Annotated in this window: 18 protein-coding genes and 1 tRNA gene; 11 read left to right on the forward strand and 8 right to left on the reverse strand. The window is 68.1% G+C overall.

Going from position 1 to position 19,730, the window contains the following annotated elements; genetic code table 11:
• Positions 1–47 precede the first annotated feature (47 nt).
• Positions 48–836: a hypothetical protein gene (locus OCQ_RS02130; RefSeq protein ID WP_014383725.1), complete on the forward strand. Its 789-nt coding sequence runs from the start codon at positions 48–50 to the stop codon at positions 834–836.
• Between the two features lie 945 nt (positions 837–1,781).
• A complete protein-coding gene (locus OCQ_RS02140) occupies positions 1,782–1,985 on the forward strand; it encodes a hypothetical protein (protein WP_014383727.1) in 204 nt (67 codons plus the stop codon).
• Between the two features lie 7 nt (positions 1,986–1,992).
• Here OCQ_RS02140 and OCQ_RS02145 read toward each other — a convergent pair whose 3' ends face one another.
• Together OCQ_RS02145 and OCQ_RS02150 are read right to left on the reverse strand one after the other, a co-directional pair.
• On the reverse strand, positions 1,993–2,730 hold the full coding sequence (locus tag OCQ_RS02145) for a hypothetical protein (protein WP_014383728.1): 738 nt from the start codon (positions 2,728–2,730) through the stop codon (positions 1,993–1,995).
• A 36-nt stretch (positions 2,731–2,766) separates the two neighbouring features.
• The gene (locus OCQ_RS02150; RefSeq protein ID WP_080587977.1) at positions 2,767–4,347 is read right to left on the reverse strand and encodes a recombinase family protein; all 1,581 of its coding nucleotides are present in this window, start codon (positions 4,345–4,347) and stop codon (positions 2,767–2,769) included.
• A 36-nt stretch (positions 4,348–4,383) separates the two neighbouring features.
• On the opposite strand from OCQ_RS02150, the gene OCQ_RS25740 reads away from it, so the two are divergent.
• Genes OCQ_RS25740 through OCQ_RS02165 form a run of 3 tightly spaced genes read left to right on the forward strand, consistent with a single transcriptional unit; the run spans position 4,384 to position 5,172 of the window.
• Positions 4,384–4,512, forward strand: coding sequence for a DUF4244 domain-containing protein (locus OCQ_RS25740; RefSeq protein WP_080587978.1), 129 nt, complete (start codon positions 4,384–4,386; stop codon positions 4,510–4,512).
• A gap of 35 nt (positions 4,513–4,547) precedes the next feature.
• Positions 4,548–4,835 carry a TadE family type IV pilus minor pilin gene (locus tag OCQ_RS02160; protein WP_026071053.1) on the forward strand — a complete coding sequence of 96 codons (288 nt, stop codon included), beginning with the start codon at positions 4,548–4,550 and terminating at the stop codon, positions 4,833–4,835.
• 19 nt (positions 4,836–4,854) lie between these two features.
• Positions 4,855–5,172, forward strand: coding sequence for an Rv3654c family TadE-like protein (locus OCQ_RS02165; protein WP_008263421.1), 318 nt, complete (start codon positions 4,855–4,857; stop codon positions 5,170–5,172).
• On the opposite strand, the gene OCQ_RS02170 is transcribed toward OCQ_RS02165, so the two are convergent.
• Both OCQ_RS02170 and OCQ_RS02175 read right to left on the reverse strand, forming a co-directional pair.
• Positions 5,169–6,194 (reverse strand): PAS domain-containing protein, encoded by a 1,026-nt coding sequence (locus OCQ_RS02170; RefSeq protein ID WP_008263424.1) that lies wholly within the window; start codon positions 6,192–6,194, stop codon positions 5,169–5,171. The genes OCQ_RS02165 and OCQ_RS02170 overlap by 4 nt on opposite strands.
• Before the next feature lie 71 nt (positions 6,195–6,265).
• Complete coding sequence (locus OCQ_RS02175) at positions 6,266–8,599, reverse strand: DEAD/DEAH box helicase (RefSeq protein ID WP_014383731.1); 2,334 nt, start codon at positions 8,597–8,599, stop codon at positions 6,266–6,268.
• Between the two features lie 259 nt (positions 8,600–8,858).
• On the opposite strand from OCQ_RS02175, the gene cspA reads away from it, so the two are divergent.
• The 3 genes from cspA (at position 8,859) to topA (ending at position 12,831) form a co-directional block, all read left to right on the forward strand.
• On the forward strand, positions 8,859–9,062 hold the full coding sequence (cspA, locus tag OCQ_RS02180; RefSeq protein WP_007772268.1) for a cold shock protein CspA: 204 nt from the start codon (positions 8,859–8,861) through the stop codon (positions 9,060–9,062).
• Positions 9,063–9,223: 161 nt separating this feature from the next.
• On the forward strand, positions 9,224–9,814 hold the full coding sequence (locus tag OCQ_RS02185; RefSeq protein ID WP_008263431.1) for a hypothetical protein: 591 nt from the start codon (positions 9,224–9,226) through the stop codon (positions 9,812–9,814).
• Positions 9,815–10,017: 203 nt separating this feature from the next.
• Entirely contained in the window at positions 10,018–12,831 is a 2,814-nt protein-coding gene (gene topA, locus OCQ_RS02190; protein WP_014383732.1) for a type I DNA topoisomerase, read from the forward strand.
• Here topA and OCQ_RS02195 read toward each other — a convergent pair.
• The gene (locus OCQ_RS02195) at positions 12,828–14,489 is read right to left on the reverse strand and encodes an adenylate/guanylate cyclase domain-containing protein (RefSeq protein ID WP_085976420.1); all 1,662 of its coding nucleotides are present in this window, start codon (positions 14,487–14,489) and stop codon (positions 12,828–12,830) included. The two genes, topA and OCQ_RS02195, sit on opposite strands and share 4 nt — an antisense overlap.
• Positions 14,490–14,587: 98 nt before the next feature.
• Here OCQ_RS02195 and OCQ_RS02200 point away from each other — a divergent pair, with 98 nt between their 5' ends.
• Positions 14,588–15,820 (forward strand): DNA polymerase III subunit delta', encoded by a 1,233-nt coding sequence (locus OCQ_RS02200; RefSeq protein ID WP_085981096.1) that lies wholly within the window; start codon positions 14,588–14,590, stop codon positions 15,818–15,820.
• Between the two features lie 56 nt (positions 15,821–15,876).
• A tRNA-Thr gene (locus OCQ_RS02205) sits at positions 15,877–15,952 on the forward strand.
• 11 nt (positions 15,953–15,963) lie between these two features.
• Here the strand turns inward: OCQ_RS02205 and OCQ_RS02210 are convergent.
• Entirely contained in the window at positions 15,964–17,781 is a 1,818-nt protein-coding gene (locus OCQ_RS02210; protein ID WP_232065630.1) for a hypothetical protein, read from the reverse strand.
• On the opposite strand from OCQ_RS02210, the gene OCQ_RS02215 reads away from it, so the two are divergent.
• Positions 17,747–18,691 (forward strand): NAD-dependent epimerase/dehydratase family protein, encoded by a 945-nt coding sequence (locus OCQ_RS02215; RefSeq protein WP_014710838.1) that lies wholly within the window; start codon positions 17,747–17,749, stop codon positions 18,689–18,691. The two genes, OCQ_RS02210 and OCQ_RS02215, sit on opposite strands and share 35 nt — an antisense overlap.
• Here the strand turns inward: OCQ_RS02215 and OCQ_RS02220 are convergent.
• A complete protein-coding gene (locus OCQ_RS02220) occupies positions 18,688–19,029 on the reverse strand; it encodes a DUF2304 domain-containing protein (RefSeq protein ID WP_009953616.1) in 342 nt (113 codons plus the stop codon). The genes OCQ_RS02215 and OCQ_RS02220 overlap by 4 nt on opposite strands.
• On the reverse strand, positions 19,026–19,724 hold the full coding sequence (locus tag OCQ_RS02225) for a glycosyltransferase family 2 protein (RefSeq protein WP_009953617.1): 699 nt from the start codon (positions 19,722–19,724) through the stop codon (positions 19,026–19,028). Before OCQ_RS02225 ends, OCQ_RS02220 begins: the two co-directional genes overlap by 4 nt.
• Positions 19,725–19,730 lie beyond the last annotated feature (6 nt).

Consider the following 19,730-nt stretch of genomic DNA (forward strand, 5'->3'; position numbering starts at 1 on the left):
TTGGTCCCTACCCGAAATCGTTTAATCCGTAAGGAAATAACCCCAACATGGCACTACCTACTAACTGGCAGAACAACATCGGGATGCAGGTCGATGCTGACTTCCTGAACAGCCTCGGCACCGAGGTCAACGCCGCCAAGGGTGCGATACCCCAGCGCGGCCACTACGCGAGCCTGCCCACCCCAGGCAATGAGGGCCGGCTGTACGTCTGCGACGACACAGGTTTGATCCTGCGGGACAACGGAACGTCGTGGGATCGGATCTGGGGCGGGGACCTAAACGCGTTCACTCCACCGCCGAGCACATCCCTGACGACCACCGCGCTCGGAACCGCCACGCTCACCGCCGACAAGGATTCCCGCCTACTGGTAATCCCGGGGGTGGCCGGGAACAACATCCGAGCAGAGTACGCAGCACTCCCCTCCAGGCCCTTCACGGCAACCGGCTATTTCGAGGTTGGTGCGGCTCCAACCTCTTCCCAGCTCTTTGCAATACTGATGTACAACTCCTCCTCGGGGCAGTTTGTGGGCTTCGGTAAGGCACCAGCCGGGAATTTTGTGCAGTCGTTCGCCAGCGCCACAGCGGCCCCCGCCGCCTATGGCACCGCCGTTGCGAACATCGCGGGCACCTACTGGGGCGCGCACTGGTACCGCCTCGTTGATGACGGCACGGCCCAGTCGTTCCAGACCAGCATCAACGGGGTCGATTGGGACGTCCTAGCCACCGCGCCCAGTAGCGGTTTCGCCCCCACACACATCGGTTGGGGCGGGGCCAACCCCACCGCTGGCACCACGCTCCGCCTACGCAACCGCTCTTTCAAGGTCACCACTCCCTAAGGCGCCTGCGACTTGACAACTAACGAGAGGGCAGCGTGACGGAACACGTTCTGCCGTATGACCACAACGTGACTCGGCAGGAGAAGTATCGGGGGACTGGGACTGTGCCCCGGGTATGGGGGCTAGGCGCTGCCCCCTAGTCGGGTCGGGCATACGGGTAGGTGGCAGAGGTATAGGCAGCAGGGCACTGCTGCCTGGGCACTGGCCTCGGGGGAGTACCTGCCTCAGGGTAGGCACTGCCGCCTCGGCACTCCCCCTGCCGCCTGCCCGGCAGGCAGGCCCCCGGCACCCCCGGGGGTATACCCTGCCCCCGCGCACAAGACCGGAGGGTAATGCGCCACCGACATCCGATGCGAACGCATCCCCCATTTTTTGAGAGTCAGTAAGAACGGAGAAATATGCGCGCACCAGCAGGTTTAGGCCCTGCCGGCAAGCGTTTGTGGAAGTCGATAGACGACGTTTTCGACTTCGAAGACGAACCCGGAAAGGTCCAAGTGCTACGCGAAGCGTGCAAAGTGGCCGACATCATCGCGGAGTTAGACGAGGCTGCCGATGAGGCCCCGCTGACGGTGCGGGGCTCGATGGGGCAGCCGGTCATATCCCCGTTCATCGCAGAGGCCCGAGTCCAACGGGCTCTGCTGGCTCAGCTTCTCGGCAGGCTTGGCCTACCTGATAACGACGAACCAGGAGACGGGGCTTCCCGTCGCACCCAAGCAGCCCGTAAGGCTGCCAAAGCAAGGTGGAACCAATGACCAGACGCAAAAGCCAACATATTGCCGCCACCCCAGCAGGGCCGTCCATGGCTGACTTCTACAGGGCCATGCTGACAGGTAAGTACCCGCCGACCGCTGTCCCGACGTATCAGGACTACCTCGATTGGAAAGCCACGCTGTGACAACGCAACCGAGCTATACAGCGACATATATTCCCACGGGCGGGGGCTACATGATCTGGCTCTTAGCCGATAACAAACTGGCCAACGTGCAGGAATGGGAAGCAAAACAGTTGGTGGCCAGTGGAAAAGCGAAATGGGCACAGATCCATGTTCGGCATAAGCAGCGCACGCCCCCGTGGGGCGATGTGGCCCCGACCACCAACCCGCACACGGTCGATGTCTACATCCCCGGCTCGGACACGCTGACGATATAAGCAGCTGTCACTTGATCCGGTCTCGCTGGGCTTCAACTGATTTCACGACCTCATGGGAGATTTGGCGAACCATGAACGGGACTGGATTGCTCAGCGCAACCTCATCGGGATCGAGGGTCGCGACTGTTGCGTCCGTTGGGCTGCCATCGAGCGAAATGGGCGCGCTCGTCAGGACCCGGTTGCCTTCGGGAGTTACGGAGAATGTCCACCCCATCGAGTTCAGGTGTGCGATCCTGTTGTACGCCTCGTCGATCTCGGGGTCGACGTGTGCCCCACCTTCTTTGTTGCTCAGCGCAAGCACGAAGTCCTTGCGAGAAAACAACGCGTGCGACGCATCCCTGACTACCGGCTCCGTCCACCACTCGTCTAGCAGAACTCTAGACCCGCGCGGTAGCTGCAGCGTCTTCGTGCGAATCTTGGTCGCTGCACCGCCGTCCAGTCGAGGATCGAAAAACACCTCGTTGGTTTCGAGGCGCATTCCCATTGTGACTAGGCCCCATTGCGGCATCATGTTTTTCGGGTCGGGCAGTCCACACGTTGCCACCCACGTGAGCGTCTGATCGAAGCCCAACTGATGGATCAACGCGTGAGATCTACGGGTGTTGTGGAACAGGACGCGCAGGGTTACGGCAAGCCGCTTCGCCTCGGCAATCTTCCCGTCGTCAAACAACTTGTTGGACGACTCCAAGTAGTCGATCTGTTCATCGAACAGTTCGAGAAGTTGTTCACGTGTACGTACTGCCATAGGCGCGATGCTATCCGCGGGGTACGACAAGTTCGCCTATGCCAACGTGACCCGCTCGGTAGTCCCATCTCTGTAATGGATCACAACGTCATCTCCGTTGATCTCAGTTCCGGCGATGCCGCTTTCGGTCATCGCTGCGAACATCCGCTGATACTCAGCGATGGCACCCGCTGGTTGAAGCTGCTTGGTCATCGTCTCGACGTCGCCTAGATCAAGGTTGTATCGGCCGTCGAAGATCAGCCGCACACCAGCATCGCGCAGCCACACGTTCCGGCCTACAACGTCCTGAGAAGCCCACCAGTCGCCGAACCTCTCGCCGGTGGGTCTCCATACCCAGCCAGCAGGTCTAGAAACGTCGCGTGATAGCTCGGCTTGTCTCTGAGACAGCCTCTCGATGCGATCATTCAGCCTGAGCCGCTGCGGCGTCCCGGGCCGGAACGCAGCTGTGCCGAGCTGGCCGGCGAGGTCCGCTAGTTCCGCGTCAACGTCTGCGAGCTCGGCGGAGTGGTCGTCACCCGCGTCCCACTCCTTCTCTAGTCGCTCGCTGTCGCCGAGCAGTTGCAGTATCGAAGTCTCAACCAGCTGATCGGCTTCCGGTGCCAAACACGACGGACCGCCGCAGTTGGTCTTGTACTGGGCACTGGCGCAGCGGTATCGGTATTGCCGCCCTTTGCCACCCTTGAGTGAGTACATCTGCTTTCCGCAGCCGCAATAGATCACCCGCAGCAGCAGCGCGGTCGTTCGGGCATAGGGCTCTTTGCGGTTCTCCCGCGATTCCAGTTCCTTTCGCAGCCTGTCGAACTTGTCGCGGGTGAGGATCGGCTCAGCCCGGATGATGGGAGAGCCATCCTCAGCCCTTACGGGTTGTCCCCCGGACATCGCGTACCCGAGTAGTGCTTCACTCGTTAGCGATTGTTTCAGCCGACCTGAAGACCACCCAAGGCCTTTCGCTTCGCGGCCCTGGCGTTTGGCGAACGAGTCTTTAGGTGTGGGCACGCCGCGTTCGGTTAAGTCGTGGGCGATAGACCGCAGCGGCTCGCGTCTCAACACCCGCTTTACGACCTCTTCGATAACGACAACCTGCTCATCGTCCTTGATGAGTCGCCACTCTCCTGACGACTTGTCCGGAACGTACCCCCACGGCGGGAGCCCGCCCCGATACTTGCCGGCCTTGATGTTGTGGCGTGCAGCCGATCGGTTGCGCTCCGAGATGGCTGCTAATTCCATCTCGGCTACCGTTCCGAGCAGCGCTATCAGCACGGCTGCGAATGGGCTCGCCATGTCGAAGTGTGGCTCAGTCGCAGACACGATGAGCTTGCCATGATCCTCAGCCCAGTCGACCAGTCGTCTCAGGTGCCGGATTGATCGGGTCAGCCGATCCACCCGCCACGCGACGAGGCAGTCAAACTTGTCGTGTCGCTCTGCGAGCCAGCGACCCAGTACCGGCCTGGTGAAAGGGTCCACCGAACCGCTCACGTCTAGATCTGTGGCTACGTCGACTATCTCGAATCCGCGTTCGCGGCAGAGCTGTTCGCACGCTTCGCGCTGCCGTTCAGGGCTGGTGGTCTCGTCGGTAACACGGCTCAGCCGTATGACGACAAGGGCTCGTAGCGTCATGTTGACACTTTAGCACCGTGGTGTTATTTTGATGATATCGAGTACGCCATCGGCACCATCGCGGCGGCGGCGTTCGGCGCGGTGCTGTACGCGGTGGTCACCGGCGATTCCATCGTGTCGGCGCTGACCAACATCATCGGCCGTGCGCTCAACACCAAGGTGTAGCCGGCAGTGCCGGCGCGAGCACCGTTGAGGCGGCGCTGGGCATCGCCTCGCTCGTCGTCGTGCTGGTGCTGTGCCTGGCCGGTGTCAGCGCCGTCTCGATGCAGGTGCGCTGCATCGACGCCGCCCGCGAGGCCGCCCGGCTGGCCGCCCGCGGCGACGAACGCTCCGCGGTGGCCGCCGCGGTCCGGCTCGCCCCCGCCGGCGCCCGGGTCGACCTGCACCGCGACGGCGACTTCCTGGTCGCCACCGTCGCCGCGCATTCGAAGTTCCTGCCCGCCTTGGATATTGGCGCGAACGCGGTCGCCGCGGCCGAGCGGCCATGACGATCGGGGGTCGGCCACGGTGGTCGCCGCCTGGATGGTCGTGGTGCTGCTCTGGGCGACCGGCGTCGCCGGCTACCTGGGCTCGGCGGTGGTGGCGCGTCACCGCGCACAGGCGGTGGCCGACCTGGCCGCCCTGGCCGCTGCGGCGCGGCTGACGTCGGGATCCGCCGCGGCCTGCATCCAGGCCGCGGCCGTCGCCCGCGCGATGCGGGTCGACGACATCGGCTGCGTGGTCGACGGTCTCGATGTCGTCATCACGGCGCGGGTGCCGGTCGTCGTCGCCGGTACGGCACGTGCCACCGCGCGGGCGGGGCCCGCCGGCGGGCGAAATGGCTAGGGCGTCTGCGGCAGCCCCGCGGCCGCCAGCTCGTCGTCGGTGGGCAATCGCAGGGAGACCAGCCCCGCGTATGTATCCGGCTCCAGTTCGACCCGGTTGACGGTGACGTGCACGGGCACCCAATCCGCGTCGTGGCCGGGCAACCGCAACACCCGACTGGTGGCGCCCCCGCCGAATTCCCTTGTCATGGTGGACATCACGTCCTGATCGTCGGGATGGACCCGCGGTTTTCCGGTCTCGCTGCTGCGCCAGTCATAAAACGTGCAGGGCTCGTCGAGCCATTTCAACAGGGTCCAGTTGTTGAGGTCGATCAGCGCGCGGTGCACCCCGGCCTGGGCGAGGCCGCTGAGGATCCGTTGGGCCAGATCATCGGTCGACACCGCCGGGCCCTTGAGTTCGGATTGCCAATTGATCGCCCGCGCCACCAGGTGCTCCCGGCCGTCGGGCCCCGGCTCCAAGATCGTGCGCGCGACGAAACCTATCCGGATGGCCTTGCCCCGCCAGTCGGTGAGATCCCAGGTGCTGCACAGCGTTTGGTCGGGCTTAGCCTTGACCGCCATGGCGAGCACCTTGGTTTCGTTCGGGTTGAGCTCGCGGGACGGCAGGTCCTCGGCGAAAGCCCTGCCGAAGGTGACTTCGACTTCGGGATTCTTGCCGCTGTTGATCAGCGATTCGCGGGTGTCGGTCGCCACCCCCATGGTCAGGTCCCACTTCAGCGGCCCCGGAATCGGGCGCTCGGGTGGGTCGATGTCCGACGGCCCGGTCCACACGTGCACGCCGTGGATGAGCCCGTCGGACATCACCACGGGTTCGGTGCGAATGATGCGATCGCGCTTGGGCGCGATGCTGGTCAGGGCCTGTCCGGTCTGGACCGATTCGGCGATCGCCGTTCGCACCGCGGCGAGATAGGGGCTGCGGCGCAGGAAGGTGGTGATCGGGACGAGATTCTTCAGTTGGCGCCCCTGCGCCACGACGGTGGGATCACCCCCGAGTGTCTCCACGAGCAACCAGTCGTGGGCCATGCGGCTGAGTTTACGGCGACGGGACGGATCCGGGGGAGCGGGTGAACCGGCGGGCGACCTCGCCGCTGTGCTCAGCGTGACTCCCGCGGCAGCTCCGCGAGTACCAGCCGCAGCACCTGCACCGCGCCGGCCTTGTCGAGCGGGTCGTTGCCGTTGCCGCACTTGGGGGACTGCACGCACGACGGGCACCCGCGGGGGCATTCGCACGCCTCGATGGCGGCGGCCGTCGCGGCGAGCCACGTGCGGGCCCGGCGGAAGCCCCGTTCGGCGAATCCCGCGCCGCCCGGATACCCGTCGTAGACGAAGACGCTGGGCAGCCCGTCGGGACCCGGTCCCACCGCGGTGGACAAGCCGCCGATGTCGCCGCGGTCGCAGCTGGCGACCAACGGCAGCAGCCCGATGGCGGCATGCTCGGCCGCATGCAATGACCCGGGAATCCGCGTGCCGTCAATACCATTGCGCAGCAACGCATCCTCGGTGATGGTGTACATCACCGAGGTGGTGGCCAACGTGTGCTCCGGCATGTCCAACTCGATGAAGTCGATCACCTCCCCGGAGAGCAGGCGGCGCAGGTAGCCGACCACCCGGTGGGTGACCCGGACCGGGACCAGCCCGAGCGTGACCGGCCCGAAGGCCAGACGCTCACCGGTGCCGGTGACGACGATGTCGGTGATCTCCCGCGCGAACGTCGCATAACCGGGGTCCTCGGCGTGGACGAAGGCGATGCCCTCCTCGGTGTCCAGCGAGTCCACCACGTAGCTCTCGCCCTGATGCAGGTACACCGCGCCCGGGTGCACCGAAGCCGGTGCCCGGCCGACGTCGGTGCTGCCCAACAGCCGCCCGGTGTCGGCCTCGACGATGACGATCTGCCCGCCCGTTGAGCCCCGGATGTCCACCGCGGCATGCGGTTCCAGGCCGGGCGCCGGAAAGTACTTTCCGCTTCGCCGCCGCAGCAGCCCGTCATCGACCAGGCCGTCAGCGACGTCGGTGGCGCCGAGTTCGCGCACCTCCGCCTCGCCCAGCGGCAGTTCGGTTGCCGCGCAGAGCAGTTGCGGCCCCAGGATGTACGGGTTCGTCGGGTCGATGACGACCCGCTCGACCGGCTTGTCCAGCAGCGCGGCCGGATTGTGCACCAGATACGTGTCCAGCGGATCGTCCCGGGCGATCAACACCACCAGCGCGCCCTGGCCGCGCCGCCCGGAGCGGCCGGCCTGCTGCCAGAACGAGGCGACGGTGCCCGGAAAACCGGCGAGCACCACCGCGTCCAGCCCGGCGATGTCGACGCCCAACTCCAGCGCATTGGTGGTGGCCAGCCCGCGCAACCGGCCCTCGGCCAGTGCGCGCTCCAGTGCGGTGCGGTCCTCGGCGAGATACCCGGCCCGATACGACGCCACGGTCCGGGACAGCTCGGGGGCGATGTCGTCCAGCCGCGCCTGGGCGCCCAGCGCGGTCAATTCCGCGGCGCGGCGCGACCGCACGAAGGTCAGGGTCTGCGCTCCCTCGGCGATCAGGTCGGCCATGACGCGCGCCGCCTCCGCGCCCGCCGAGCGGCGCACCGGTGCACCGTTCTCGCCGACCAGGTCGGTCCGCAGCGCGGGTTCCCACAGGGCCACGGTCCGCGCCCCCTGGGGTGAACCGTCTTTGGTGACCTCCTGCACCGGCAGCCCGATGAGCTCGGTGGCCGTCGCACCCGGGGAATCCGTTGTCGCGCTGGCGAAGATCACCGTCGGCACGCTCGAATAGCGGGCGCACAACCGCAACAAGCGGCGCAGCACCATCGCCACATTGGAGCCGAACACCCCACGGTAGTAATGACATTCGTCGACCACCACGAAGCGAAGACCCCGCAACAGCACCGCCCAGCGGGCGTGGTTGCGCAGGATCGATAAGTGGATCATGTCGGGGTTGGAGAACAACCAGCGGGAGCGCTCCCGCGCGAAGCGGCGCACCTCGGCGGGACTGTCGCCGTCGTAGGCGGTGGGAGCCACCGCAAAACCGGGTTCATGCAGCCGCGGAATCGCCGCGGTCAGGGCGTGCGCTGCCCGCAGCTGGTCATGCCCCAGCGCCTTGGTCGGCGACAGGTAGAGCACCCGGGCCCGCGGATCGGTCGCCAGCGCGTTGAGGACGGGAAGCTGATAGGCCAGCGACTTGCCCGAGGCGGTGCCGGTGCTCACCACCACGTGGCGGCCCGCGTAGGCCAAATCCGCGGCCGCGAACTGATGCGACCAGGGCGCGGCGATCCCGCGGTCGGCGAATGCCTTGACCACGTCGGGCTCGGCCCACGCCGGCCAATCGTGCGGCCGGCCACTGCGCGGTGGCAGTTCGGCGACGTGGCGCAGCGGCCGTTCGTCCGTCGCGGTTCCGGCGAGCGCGGCGGCAAGCAGCTCACTGCCGAAGCTCGCCATCTCACCCCGCTCGGAATCGCTGTTCGAATCGGGCAAACACACAAGTCTGTCGCCGACGCGATGAACATGGTTGACTAATTGCGGTCGCAGCTTCTGTGTTCGTGTCAAACTTTCGCAGGATCGACGTTGCGGCCGCGGTTCCTGCGAGGTTAATCGGTCGGGTGAAGTTCCGGCGACTCAGCGAGGTATGGCGGTCGTACCAGGCCCGGGACATCGAAAGGCGATGCCCCGCACCCAGAAGAAAAGGAAAGATCGAGAGATGCCACAGGGAACTGTGAAGTGGTTCAACGCGGAGAAGGGCTTCGGGTTCATTGCCCCCGAAGACGGCTCCGCGGATGTGTTTGTCCACTACACGGAGATCCAGGGTTCGGGCTTCCGCACCCTCGAAGAGAACCAGAAGGTCGAGTTCGAAATCGGCCACAGCCCGAAGGGCCCCCAGGCCACCGGAGTCCGCTCCCTGTAGGGAAGAGCAGACCTAACGGACACCCCCCGTGCAGCCCCGCCCAGCGGGCCCAGCCGGGGGGTTTCCTTTTTCTATCAGTTCTATCGGTTTCTATCGGCACGGCGCCGCCGCGCCGATTACCTCAAGACGCGGATGGGCGAGAGGGCCTACTGTCGGATGGCGTGAGCCAGCTTTCCTTCTTTACCGCCGAGTCGGTGCCGCCCGCGGTCGCCGATCTTTCGGGGGTGCTGGCGGCGTCCGGGCAGATCGTCACCGTCGGCGGTGCGGAGGCCCAGGGCGCTCGGCTTTCGGTGGTCGTGGACGCGCCCTGGCGGGCCGCCGCGCTGGCGGACATGATCCGCGAGGCCGGTCTGGCCGCCGAGATCGGCCGGACCGACGAAGACACCCCGCTGGTGCGGACGGCGGTGGACCCGTCGTTGAGCACGCTGGCGGCCGAATGGACGCGCGGCGCGGTCAAGACCGTGCCGCCGCGCTGGCTGCCCGGACCGCGCGAGCTGCGGGCGTGGACGCTGGCGGCCGGCAACCCCGAGGGCGAGCACTACCTGCTGGCGCTGGACCCCCACGCGCCCGACACCCACTCGCCGCTGGCGTCGGCGTTGATGCGCGTCGGGATCGCGCCCACGCTGATCGGCACCCGCGGCGGCCGGCCGGCACTGCGCATCAGCGGCCGCCGCAGGCTATCGCGCCTGGTAGAGAACGTGGGGGAGCCGCCCGACGGCGCCGAGGCGCTGTCCCGGTGGCCGCGGGTCTAGCCACCGGACGACGCGCGAATTCGCGCCGCGTTCTCGAGCGTCGGTTTGCGTAGGCCCGCCCGAGGGTGCGAAATTGTCAGGTGCCGCAGGGCGAAGGAACGGTCGCGTACCTGAATTTCACCGGAATTTTCGAAGCCGACCTGTCATTCTTCCTGCAGGTGGTCTCGCAGGGGGGACCAATCAGGGATGGAGCGTAAGGGCAGTTGGCTGACCCGAAACTGAAGGACAGCGCCGGCGGCGGCAACGGAAGCCGCCGGCGACTCGTGATTGTCGAGTCGCCCACCAAGGCGCGCAAACTGGCCGGGTACCTGGGCTCCAGCTACATCGTCGAGTCGTCGCGCGGCCACATCCGCGACCTGCCCCGGGCCGCCGCCGACGTGCCCGCCAAGTACAAGTCGGAGCCGTGGGCCAGGCTGGGCGTGAACGTCGACCACGACTTCGAACCGCTCTACATCATCAGCCCGGAGAAGAAGAGCACCGTCACCGAGCTCAAGGGCCTGCTCAAGGACGTCGACGAGCTCTATCTCGCCACGGATGGCGACCGCGAGGGCGAAGCCATCGCCTGGCACCTGCTGGAGACCCTCAAGCCCAACATCCCGGTCAAGCGGATGGTGTTCCACGAGATCACCGAGCCGGCGATCCTGGAGGCCGCCGAAAACCCCCGCGACCTCGACATCGATCTCGTCGACGCGCAGGAGACCCGCCGCATCCTGGACCGCCTGTACGGCTACGAGGTCAGCCCGGTGCTGTGGAAGAAGGTCGCGCCCAAGCTGTCGGCGGGCCGGGTCCAGTCGGTGGCCACCCGGATCATCGTGCAGCGCGAGCGCGACCGCATGGCGTTTCGCAGCGCGTCCTACTGGGACATCGTGGCCCAGCTCGACGCCAGCGTGTCCGACCCGCAGGCGTCGCCGCCCACCTTCTCCGCCCGGCTGACCAATGTCGACGGCCTGCGCGTCGCCACCGGACGCGACTTCGACTCGCTAGGACAGCTGCGCAAGGCCGACGAGGTCACCATCCTCGACGAAGCAAGCGCGACCGAGTTGGCCGCCGGGCTGCGCGGCGCCCAGCTGTCCGTCGCCTCGGTCGAGGAGAAGCCCTACACGCGCCGGCCGTACGCGCCGTTCATGACGTCGACGCTGCAGCAGGAGGCCGGCCGCAAGCTGCGGTTCTCCTCCGAGCGCACCATGAGCATCGCCCAGCGGCTCTACGAAAACGGCTACATCACCTATATGCGTACCGACTCGACCACGTTGTCGCAGTCGGCGATCAACGCCGCCCGCAACCAGGCGCGTCAGCTCTACGGCGAGGAGTACGTCTCGCCGTCCCCACGCCAGTACACCCGCAAGGTGAAGAACGCCCAGGAGGCGCACGAGGCGATCCGGCCCGCCGGCGAGACGTTCGCCACCCCGGACGCGGTGCGACGCGAACTCGACGGCGACGAATTCCGGCTCTACGAGCTGATCTGGCAACGCACGGTGGCCTCGCAGATGGCCGACGCGCGCGGCACCACGCTGAGCCTGCGGATCGGGGGCCGCTCCGGCGAGCGTCAAGTGGTGTTCTCCGCCAGCGGTCGCACCATCACGTTCCCCGGCTTCCTGAAGGCCTACGTGGAGACGGTGGACGAGTTGGCCGGCGGCGAGGCCGACGACGCCGAGAGCCGGCTGCCGCAGCTCACCCAGGGCCAGCGGCTGGACGCCATCGAACTCACGCCCGACGGCCACGCCACCAACCCGCCGGCCCGCTACACCGAGGCGTCGTTGGTCAAGGCGCTCGAGGAACTGGGCATCGGCCGCCCGTCGACCTATTCGTCGATCATCAAGACCATCCAGGACCGTGGCTACGTGCACAAGAAGGGCAGCGCCCTGGTGCCCTCCTGGGTCGCGTTCGCCGTAACCGGTTTGCTGGAGCAGCATTTCGGCCGGCTGGTCGACTACGACTTCACCGCCGCGATGGAGGACGAGCTCGACGCGATCGCCTCGGGCCAGGAGCGGCGCACCGACTGGCTCAACAACTTCTACTTCGGCGGCGAGCACGGGGTGGCCGATTCGGTGGCCCGGTCCGGCGGCCTGAAGAAGCTCGTCGGCGTTAACCTGGAAGGCATCGACGCCCGAGAAGTCAACTCCATCAAGCTCTTTGACGACGAGCAGGGCCGTCCCGTCTACGTCCGGGTGGGCAAGAACGGGCCGTACCTGGAGCGCATGGTGACCGGAGACGACGGCGAGCGCACGCCGCAGCGGGCCAACCTCAACGACTCGCTGACCCCCGACGAATTGACCCTCGAGCTGGCCGAGCAGCTGTTCGCCACGCCGCAGGAGGGACGGGTGCTGGGCGTGGACCCGGCGACGGGCCACGAAATCGTCGCCAAGGACGGCAGATACGGCCCGTACGTGGCCGAGGTCCTGCCGGAGCCGCCACCCGGCGACGACGACGGCGGCGCCACACCCGCGAAGAAGGGCAAGAAGCCCACCGGTCCCAAACCCCGCACCGGGTCGCTGCTGCGCACCATGGATTTGCAGACGGTCACGCTCGAGGACGCGCTGCGGCTGCTGTCGCTGCCCCGGGTGGTCGGTGTCGACCCCGAATCCGGCGAGGAGATCACCGCGCAGAACGGCCGCTACGGCCCATACCTGAAGCGCGGCACCGATTCTCGCTCGCTGGCCACCGAGGAGCAGATGTTCGACATCACCCTCGAGGAAGCGTTGAAGATCTACGCCGAGCCCAAGCGTCGCGGCCGCCAGGGCGCCGCCGCGCCGCCGCTGCGTGAGCTGGGCGCCGATCCCGCGACCGGCAAGCCGATGGTGATCAAGGACGGCCGGTTCGGGCCGTACGTCACCGACGGCGAGACCAACGCGAGCCTGCGCAAGGGCGACGACGTGCTGTCGATCACCGACGCGCGGGCCGCCGAACTGCTGGCCGACCGCAGGGCCCGCGGCCCGGCGAAGCGTCCCGCCAAGAAGGCCGCCCGCAAGTCACCGGCCAAGAAGTCGGCTGCCAAGAAGACCGCCAAGCGCAGTTAGCCGCGCGCGTCGCTGGAAACCTCTTGCGGCGCAACCTCTTCCGGGGCGGCCAGCTTCACCGGCCGGGCCAGCTGGGTGGGCGCCCTGCGGCCGCGCAGCTCGACCACCTCGCCGACATCCCAGCACAGGGCCTCGGCATCCAGCGCGCCGCTGACGGCGATCGCCGACGCGAGCACGTGGCCGGGCTCGAGCTTGGCCAGCTCGGTCAGCCGGGCGGCCTCGTTGACCGGGTCGCCGATCACGGTGTACTCGAAGCGGGCCTGCGCGCCGATGTGGCCGGCGATGGCCCGCCCGGATGACACCCCGATGCCGAACTCCGCCGAACCGATCACCGGGAGCAGCTCGTCGTGCAATTCCCGGGCGGCGGCCAGCGCCCCGCCCGGTGAGTCGGGGTGCTCGATCGGCGCGCCGAAGATGGCCAGCGCGGCGTCGCCCTGGAACTTGTTGACGAAACCGCCGTGGCGGCCAACGGTTTCCACCACTACCCGGAAGAACTCGTTGAGCAGGTGGACCACCTCGGCGGGCGGACGGGTGGAGGCCAGCTGGGTGGAGCCGACCAGGTCCACGAACAGCACCGCGACGTCGCGCTCCTGCCCACCCAGCTCGGTGCCGCGCTCCAGCGCGCGGCGGGCGACGTCCTCCCCGACGTAGCGGCCGAACAGGTCGCGCAGCCGCTGCCGCTCGGACAGGTCGCGCACCATGTCGTTGAAGCCCGCCTGCAGCAGGCCGAGCTCGCTGGCGTCGTAGATCTGCATGTGCGCGTTGTAGTTTCCGCGCTGCACCTCGCTCAAGGCCCAGCGCAGCTGGCGCAGCGGGTCGGCGATCGACATGGCCACCAGCAGGGTGCTGATCAGCCCGACGCCCAGCGCGGTCAGCGCCAGCAACAGGATGGGGTTGAACAGGCTCTCCGGTGCGGCGTGCAGCAGCGAAGCCTTGTCCGCCACCACGGCCAGCACGATCGCCATCAGCGGCACCGCCGTGGACAGCATCCAGGTCAGGATCTGGCGCAGGATGACGCCGGGCGCCTTGACGTTCTCCGGGACCCCGCTGCGCAGGGCGGCGACCGCGACCGGCCGCAACACCCGTTCGGATTGCAGGTAGCCGATGATCGCGGTGGCCGCGGCGCCCAGCGCGGTGGCGACCGAGACGACGGGCGCCGCGAACTTGGCCACCGACCAGCTGGCCACGATGAACACCACGCCGCCGATGCACCAGTACGCGACCGTGCTCAGGGTGCGGTAGTACGGCATCCGCAGCGCGCGGCTGCGGGCGAGTTCGGTGGCGACCGGATCGGTCTCGGCGAGCATGTTGTCGCGGCGCTGCCAGCGGAAGACCGGCATCAGCAGCTTGAGGTTGACCACGACGCCGACGAGGAACAGGACGACCAACGAGCTCGAGAAGATCGCCAGGTTGAGCGTCGGCAGGTCCTGCAATTCGATGCGATCCTGCGGCGGCAACCCGTAGCGCAGGAAGCCGAGCACGAACAGCGCGCCGATGATGTCGGCCTGCAACATGCTCAGCGCGAACAGCGGCCAAGGGGTGCGCACCACCCACCGGACGAATGCGCTGATCCGCCCCGGTAGTGCCGCCGCCGTAGTCACCAACCCACCGTATCGGGCGGCGGCGACGTCCCGGAAACTTAATAACGATCTCGGCAGGTCGCGCGGGGGGCCCCGACGACCGCAAAGATCACGGAATGGTCGCGGTACGGTAGCCGATCGGTATCTGTCGGCCTGGCTGTCTACTGTTACCGATGATGTCCGGGGTGTTTGCGCGGCTGGTAGGCCAAGACGCGGTGACGGCCGAGCTGCTCGCCGCCGCCAGAGCCTCCCGCGGTGACCCAGCCCACAGCGAGGCGGGCGCCGGGACTATGACACATGCCTGGCTGATCACCGGTCCGCCGGGCTCGGGGCGCTCGGTGGCCGCGCTGTGCTTCGCGGCCGCGCTGCAATGCACCTCCACCGTCGAAGACGGGGGCCCGGGCTGCGGGCGCTGCCACGCGTGCACGACGACCATGGCCGGCACGCACTCCGACGTGCGCCGGGTGATCCCCGAGGGCCTGTCCATCGGCGTCGACGAGATGCGCGCGATCGTGCAGATCGCGTCGCGGCGCCCGGCCACCGGGCATCGCCAGATCGTGGTGATCGAAGACGCCGACCGGTTGACCGAGGGCGCCGCCAACGCGCTGCTGAAGGTCGTCGAGGAGCCGCCGCCGTCAACGGTGTTCCTGCTGTGCGCGCCGTCGGTGGATCCCGAGGACATCGCCATCACGCTGCGGTCGCGGTGCCGGCACGTGGCTTTGGTGACGCCGTCGACCGAGGCGATCGCCCGGGTGCTGGTGGACAGCGACGGCCTGAGTCCCGAAACCGCGGACTGGGCGGCGTCGGTCAGCGGCGGCCACGTGGGCCGGGCGCGCCGGCTGGCCACCGACCCGGAGGCCCGCGCGCGCCGGGAGCGGGCGCTGGGATTGGTGCGCGACGCCGCGACCCCGTCGCGGGCCTACGCCGCCGCCGAGGAGTTGGTGGCCGCGGCCGAGGCCGAGGCGGTGGTGCTGACCGCGGACCGTGCCGAGGCCGAGACCGAGGAGCTGCGCACGGCCCTCGGCGCCGGCGGCACCGGCAAGGGCACCGCGGGCGCGATGCGCGGCGCGGCCGGGGCGATCAAAGACCTTGAGCGGCGGCAGAAGTCGCGCCAGACGCGGGCCTCGCGCGACGCGCTGGACCGGGCGCTGATCGACCTGGCGACCTATTTCCGGGATGCGCTCCTGGCCGCCGCGAACGGCGGGGCGGTGCGGGCCAACCATCCGGACATGGCCGAGAAGGTCGCGGCGCTGGCCGCGCATGCCCCGCCCGACCGGCTGCTGCGCTGCATCGAGGCGGTTCTCGAGTGCCGCGAGGCGCTGGCGATCAACGTCAAGCCGAAGTTCGCCGTCGACGCCATGGTCGCCACGATCGGCCAGCAACTGCGCGCCCAGGAACCTCGCGACTGATTTCGTGGTGCCCGCCCGCCTGCCGTAGACTCGTGCCGCCCGGCGTGTGGGCACCAGCCGCCTTAGCTCAGTCGGTAGAGCGATTCACTCGTAATGAATAGGTCAGGAGTTCGATTCTCCTAGGCGGCTCCATTTCTTCCCGGTCAGGCCGGGGCCAGAAAACCCACCGGACCCGACGCGATGCACAACGCCAGCGCGGCGGTGTTGGCCCGCACGGTGATCGCGTCCCCGGCGCCCGGCAGGCGCGCGAAGACCCGGTTGAGTCCGGGATGCACCGGCACTTTGACCTCGGGCCCCTGCGTCATCGACAGCGTCATCGACCCGTCGCTGTTGGCCAGGTAGTTCAGCTCGACGGTCCAGTCGGCGGGCAACAGCGGCCCGTCGAGGGCCAGGCGCGCGGGTTTGTCCGGTTGCGCGAAATAGCCGCATCGCGGCATCGGTCCCGGCGTGATGGTGCGGACCCAGGTCACCCGCGCCTTGATCAGGTGGCCGGAGCTGTCCAGCATGCGCAATTGCGTTGTGGCGGGCGCGAATTCGGGCCTGTCCCGCAGCAGGGCGAACATGTGGCTGGCCAGGTTCTCCGGTGCGGCCACCCGTTGCAGCACCAGCGGATCGACCTCCTGGTCCAGCAGCGGCGCGTCGGAGGCGGCATGGGCGGCGGCCAGCGACGCCTGGGCGTTCTGCAGATAGGGCTGGGCCGGGTTGTCGCGCCAGCTGGTCAAGAACGTGGCCGTCGAGTACAGGCTGCTGACCGTGAACAACGCCGCCAAACCCGCGGTTACCACGGCGCGTTTCGACGACGCGTCGAGCCAGCCCGGGCCGGCCGGGCGGTTCGGGGCGCACAGCGCGACGGCGGCCAGCAGCGCCAGCACGACGACGAGATCCGGGAAATACCGCAGCGTCTGAGCGAGTTCCAGCGCGGTCTGCTTCGACGAGCGCATCAGATAGATGGGCACCTGGCAGGCCACGGCGTAGCCGGCGGCGGTCGCCCACACCGGCCCGATGCGCCGCTTGCGCGCCAGCGACACCGCCAGCGCACCGCCCAGCGCCACCCAGCCGAGCGCCATCACCGACGGCGGGGGCGTGGCCCAGGGCGAGGCCGGCGCCCACCGGTCCCAGTGCCAGGGGCCGCCGGCCAGCCCCGGCACGATGCCGTGTGTGATCGATCGCGCCAGCAGCCGCCCCGTCATCGACAGGTCGGAACTCCACCGCCGCTGATTGACTACGGCCAGGTAGAGCACCACCCAGGCGGCGGTGAGCGCCAGCGCCGCGACCCATAACCGCGCGCCGGCCCGCCACACCGCCGCCAGCGCCGATCCCAGCCCCCCGTCACCGGTCACGTGGCGCAGCAGCGCGGCGACCGCGAACGCGACGAACGGGATCACTGCGGCCTTTTCGAAGAACAGCAGCCCGCCGAGGTAGACGAGCACCCCGGTCACCGCGTAGCGCCGGTTGCCGGTGCGCACCAACAGGACGGCGTCGGCGCACACCCAGGCCAGCGCCGCCAGCATCGGCAGCGAGTTCAGCGCCGCCGCCCACCAGGCGAACCCGGGCACGCCGAGCGGGGTGAACAACGCGAACGTCAACGGGATCAGCAACACCGGGCGCCAGCCCAAGATGGCGTGCAGCGCGCGCAGCAACGCCAGCGACGCCAGCAGCTGCAGCGCCACGAGGCTGACCGCCGACCAGGTCCAGTCCAGCGGCGCCAGCCGGATGATGGTGCCCGCGAGCAGGAACGCCGCCGGCATGACGTGGCCGTCGTGATCGTGGAACAGGTACGACGGCGCGAGCAGGTTATGCGTGCCGGCCTTGCCGATCAGAATCAGGTCGTCCCAATAGAAATAGCCCCCGAACGCCAGCGCCGCGCGGACCGCCAGCTGCACCGCGATGAGCGCCGCGGCCGCCGCCGCTATGTATGGTGGGCCGGTGCGTGCACTGGTTACCGGGGCAGCCGGATTCATCGGCTCGACGCTAGTCGACCGCCTGTTGGCCGACGGCCACACGGTCGTGGGGCTGGACAACTTCGCGTCCGGCCGCGCGAGCAACCTCGAGCACCTGGCCGACAACCCGGCACACGTCTTCGTCGAGGCGGACATCGTGACCGCGGATTTGGAGGCCATCCTCGACGAGCACCGCCCGGAGGTGGTGTTTCACCTCGCCGCCCAGATCGACGTGCGGCACTCGGTGGCCGACCCGCAGTTCGACGCGTCGGTCAACGTGATCGGCACGGTGCGCCTGGCCGAGGCCGCGCGCCGGGCGGGGGTGCGCAAGGTCGTGCACACGTCCTCGGGCGGCTCGATCTACGGCGTCCCGCCGCGGTACCCGACGCCCGAGACGGTGCCGACCGATCCGGCTTCGCCGTATGCCGCCGGGAAGGTGGCCGGCGAGATCTACCTGAACACCTTCCGCCACCTCTACGGTCTGGACTGCTCACACATCGCGCCGGCCAACGTCTACGGCCCCCGCCAGGACCCGCACGGGGAGGCCGGCGTGGTGGCGATCTTCGCCCAGGCGCTGCTATCGGGTAAGTCCACCAAGGTTTTCGGTGACGGCGGCAACACTCGCGACTACGTTTTCGTCGACGACGTGGTGGACGCGTTCGTCAAGGCGTCCGGGGACGCCGGCGGCGGGCAGCGTTTCAACATCGGCACCGGCGTCGAAACCTCGGACCGGCAACTGCATACGGCGGTGGCCGCGGCCGTCGGGGGGCCCGACGACCCGGAGTTCGCGCCGCCCAGGCTCGGTGACCTCAAGCGATCCTGCCTCGACATCGGTTCGGCCGCAGAGGTTTTGGGTTGGCGACCGAAGGTCGAGCTGACCGAGGGTGTGCGCCGCACGGTGGATTACTTCCGGCGGACGCACGCCGGCTAGCTAGCCTCGGGCGCCTGCGCGGAATCCAACGCGATCGCCCGGGCCAGCCGCGCGTAGCGCAACTCCAAGTCCTTGAACCGCATGTAGGTGCTGAGCGTGGTGAAACAGAAGGCCATGACCAGCGCGTAGAGCATCAGGTCGGTGCCGCGGCGCACCCCGAACCACTGCGCCACGACGGTGGTGTCGTCGGGCCGCAGCACGGCGTAGATGCCGGCCAGCACGAACACCACATAGCCGACCTTGACCCAGGCCCGGGACCGCGCGTTGCGGCGCGACCGCAGCAGATAGACCAGCAGCGCGACGATCGATCCGATCAGCAGCACCTGGATCCAGTTCATGGTGTCCTCCCTCGCAGGAACCCGTCGAAGATGATGTTGACGCCGTTGAGCAGCGGCTGCCCCTTCGACTTCGAGTATTCGGTGTAGAGCACCTCGACCGGTTCTTCGGCGACGCGCCAATGGTTTTCGTCGATCAGCATGATGAACTCGTTGGCGTGGCTCATGCCGCTCATCGTGATGTCCAGCCCGTCGGCGACCTTCTTGTTGAACACCCGGAGGCCGTTGTTGGTGTCGGTCAGCCCGAGCCGGCGACCGCGCCGGCTCAACCGCGCTGCCGTCTGCAGCACGATCCGTTTCAGCAGCGGCGGCCGCGCGACCTGCTGGGTGCCGAACCGGGTCCCGATGACCACGTCGACGTCCCCGACGCGCAGCCGGTCGACCATGGCGGCGAGGTCTTTGACGCGATGCTGGCCGTCGGCGTCGAACGTGGCGAAAACCTCGGCCCCGGGCTGCTTGCGGGCGTACTCGACGCCGGTCTGGATGGCCGCCCCCTGCCCGAGGTTGATGGGATGGCGAACCAGGTGAGCGCCCGCGCGCCGGGCGATCTCACCGGTGCCGTCGGCGCTGCCGTCGTCCACGCAGACGACGTGGTCGAATACCGAGCGCACGTCGGCTATCACCTCGGCGATGACAGCTGCTTCGTTGAAGGCGGGAATGACGACCCAGACGACCGAATATTGCGTTTCCGTACCCATCTAAGC

Origin of the sequence: Mycobacterium paraintracellulare, assembly GCF_000276825.1 — a bacterium.
Lineage (GTDB): Bacteria > Actinomycetota > Actinomycetes > Mycobacteriales > Mycobacteriaceae > Mycobacterium > Mycobacterium intracellulare.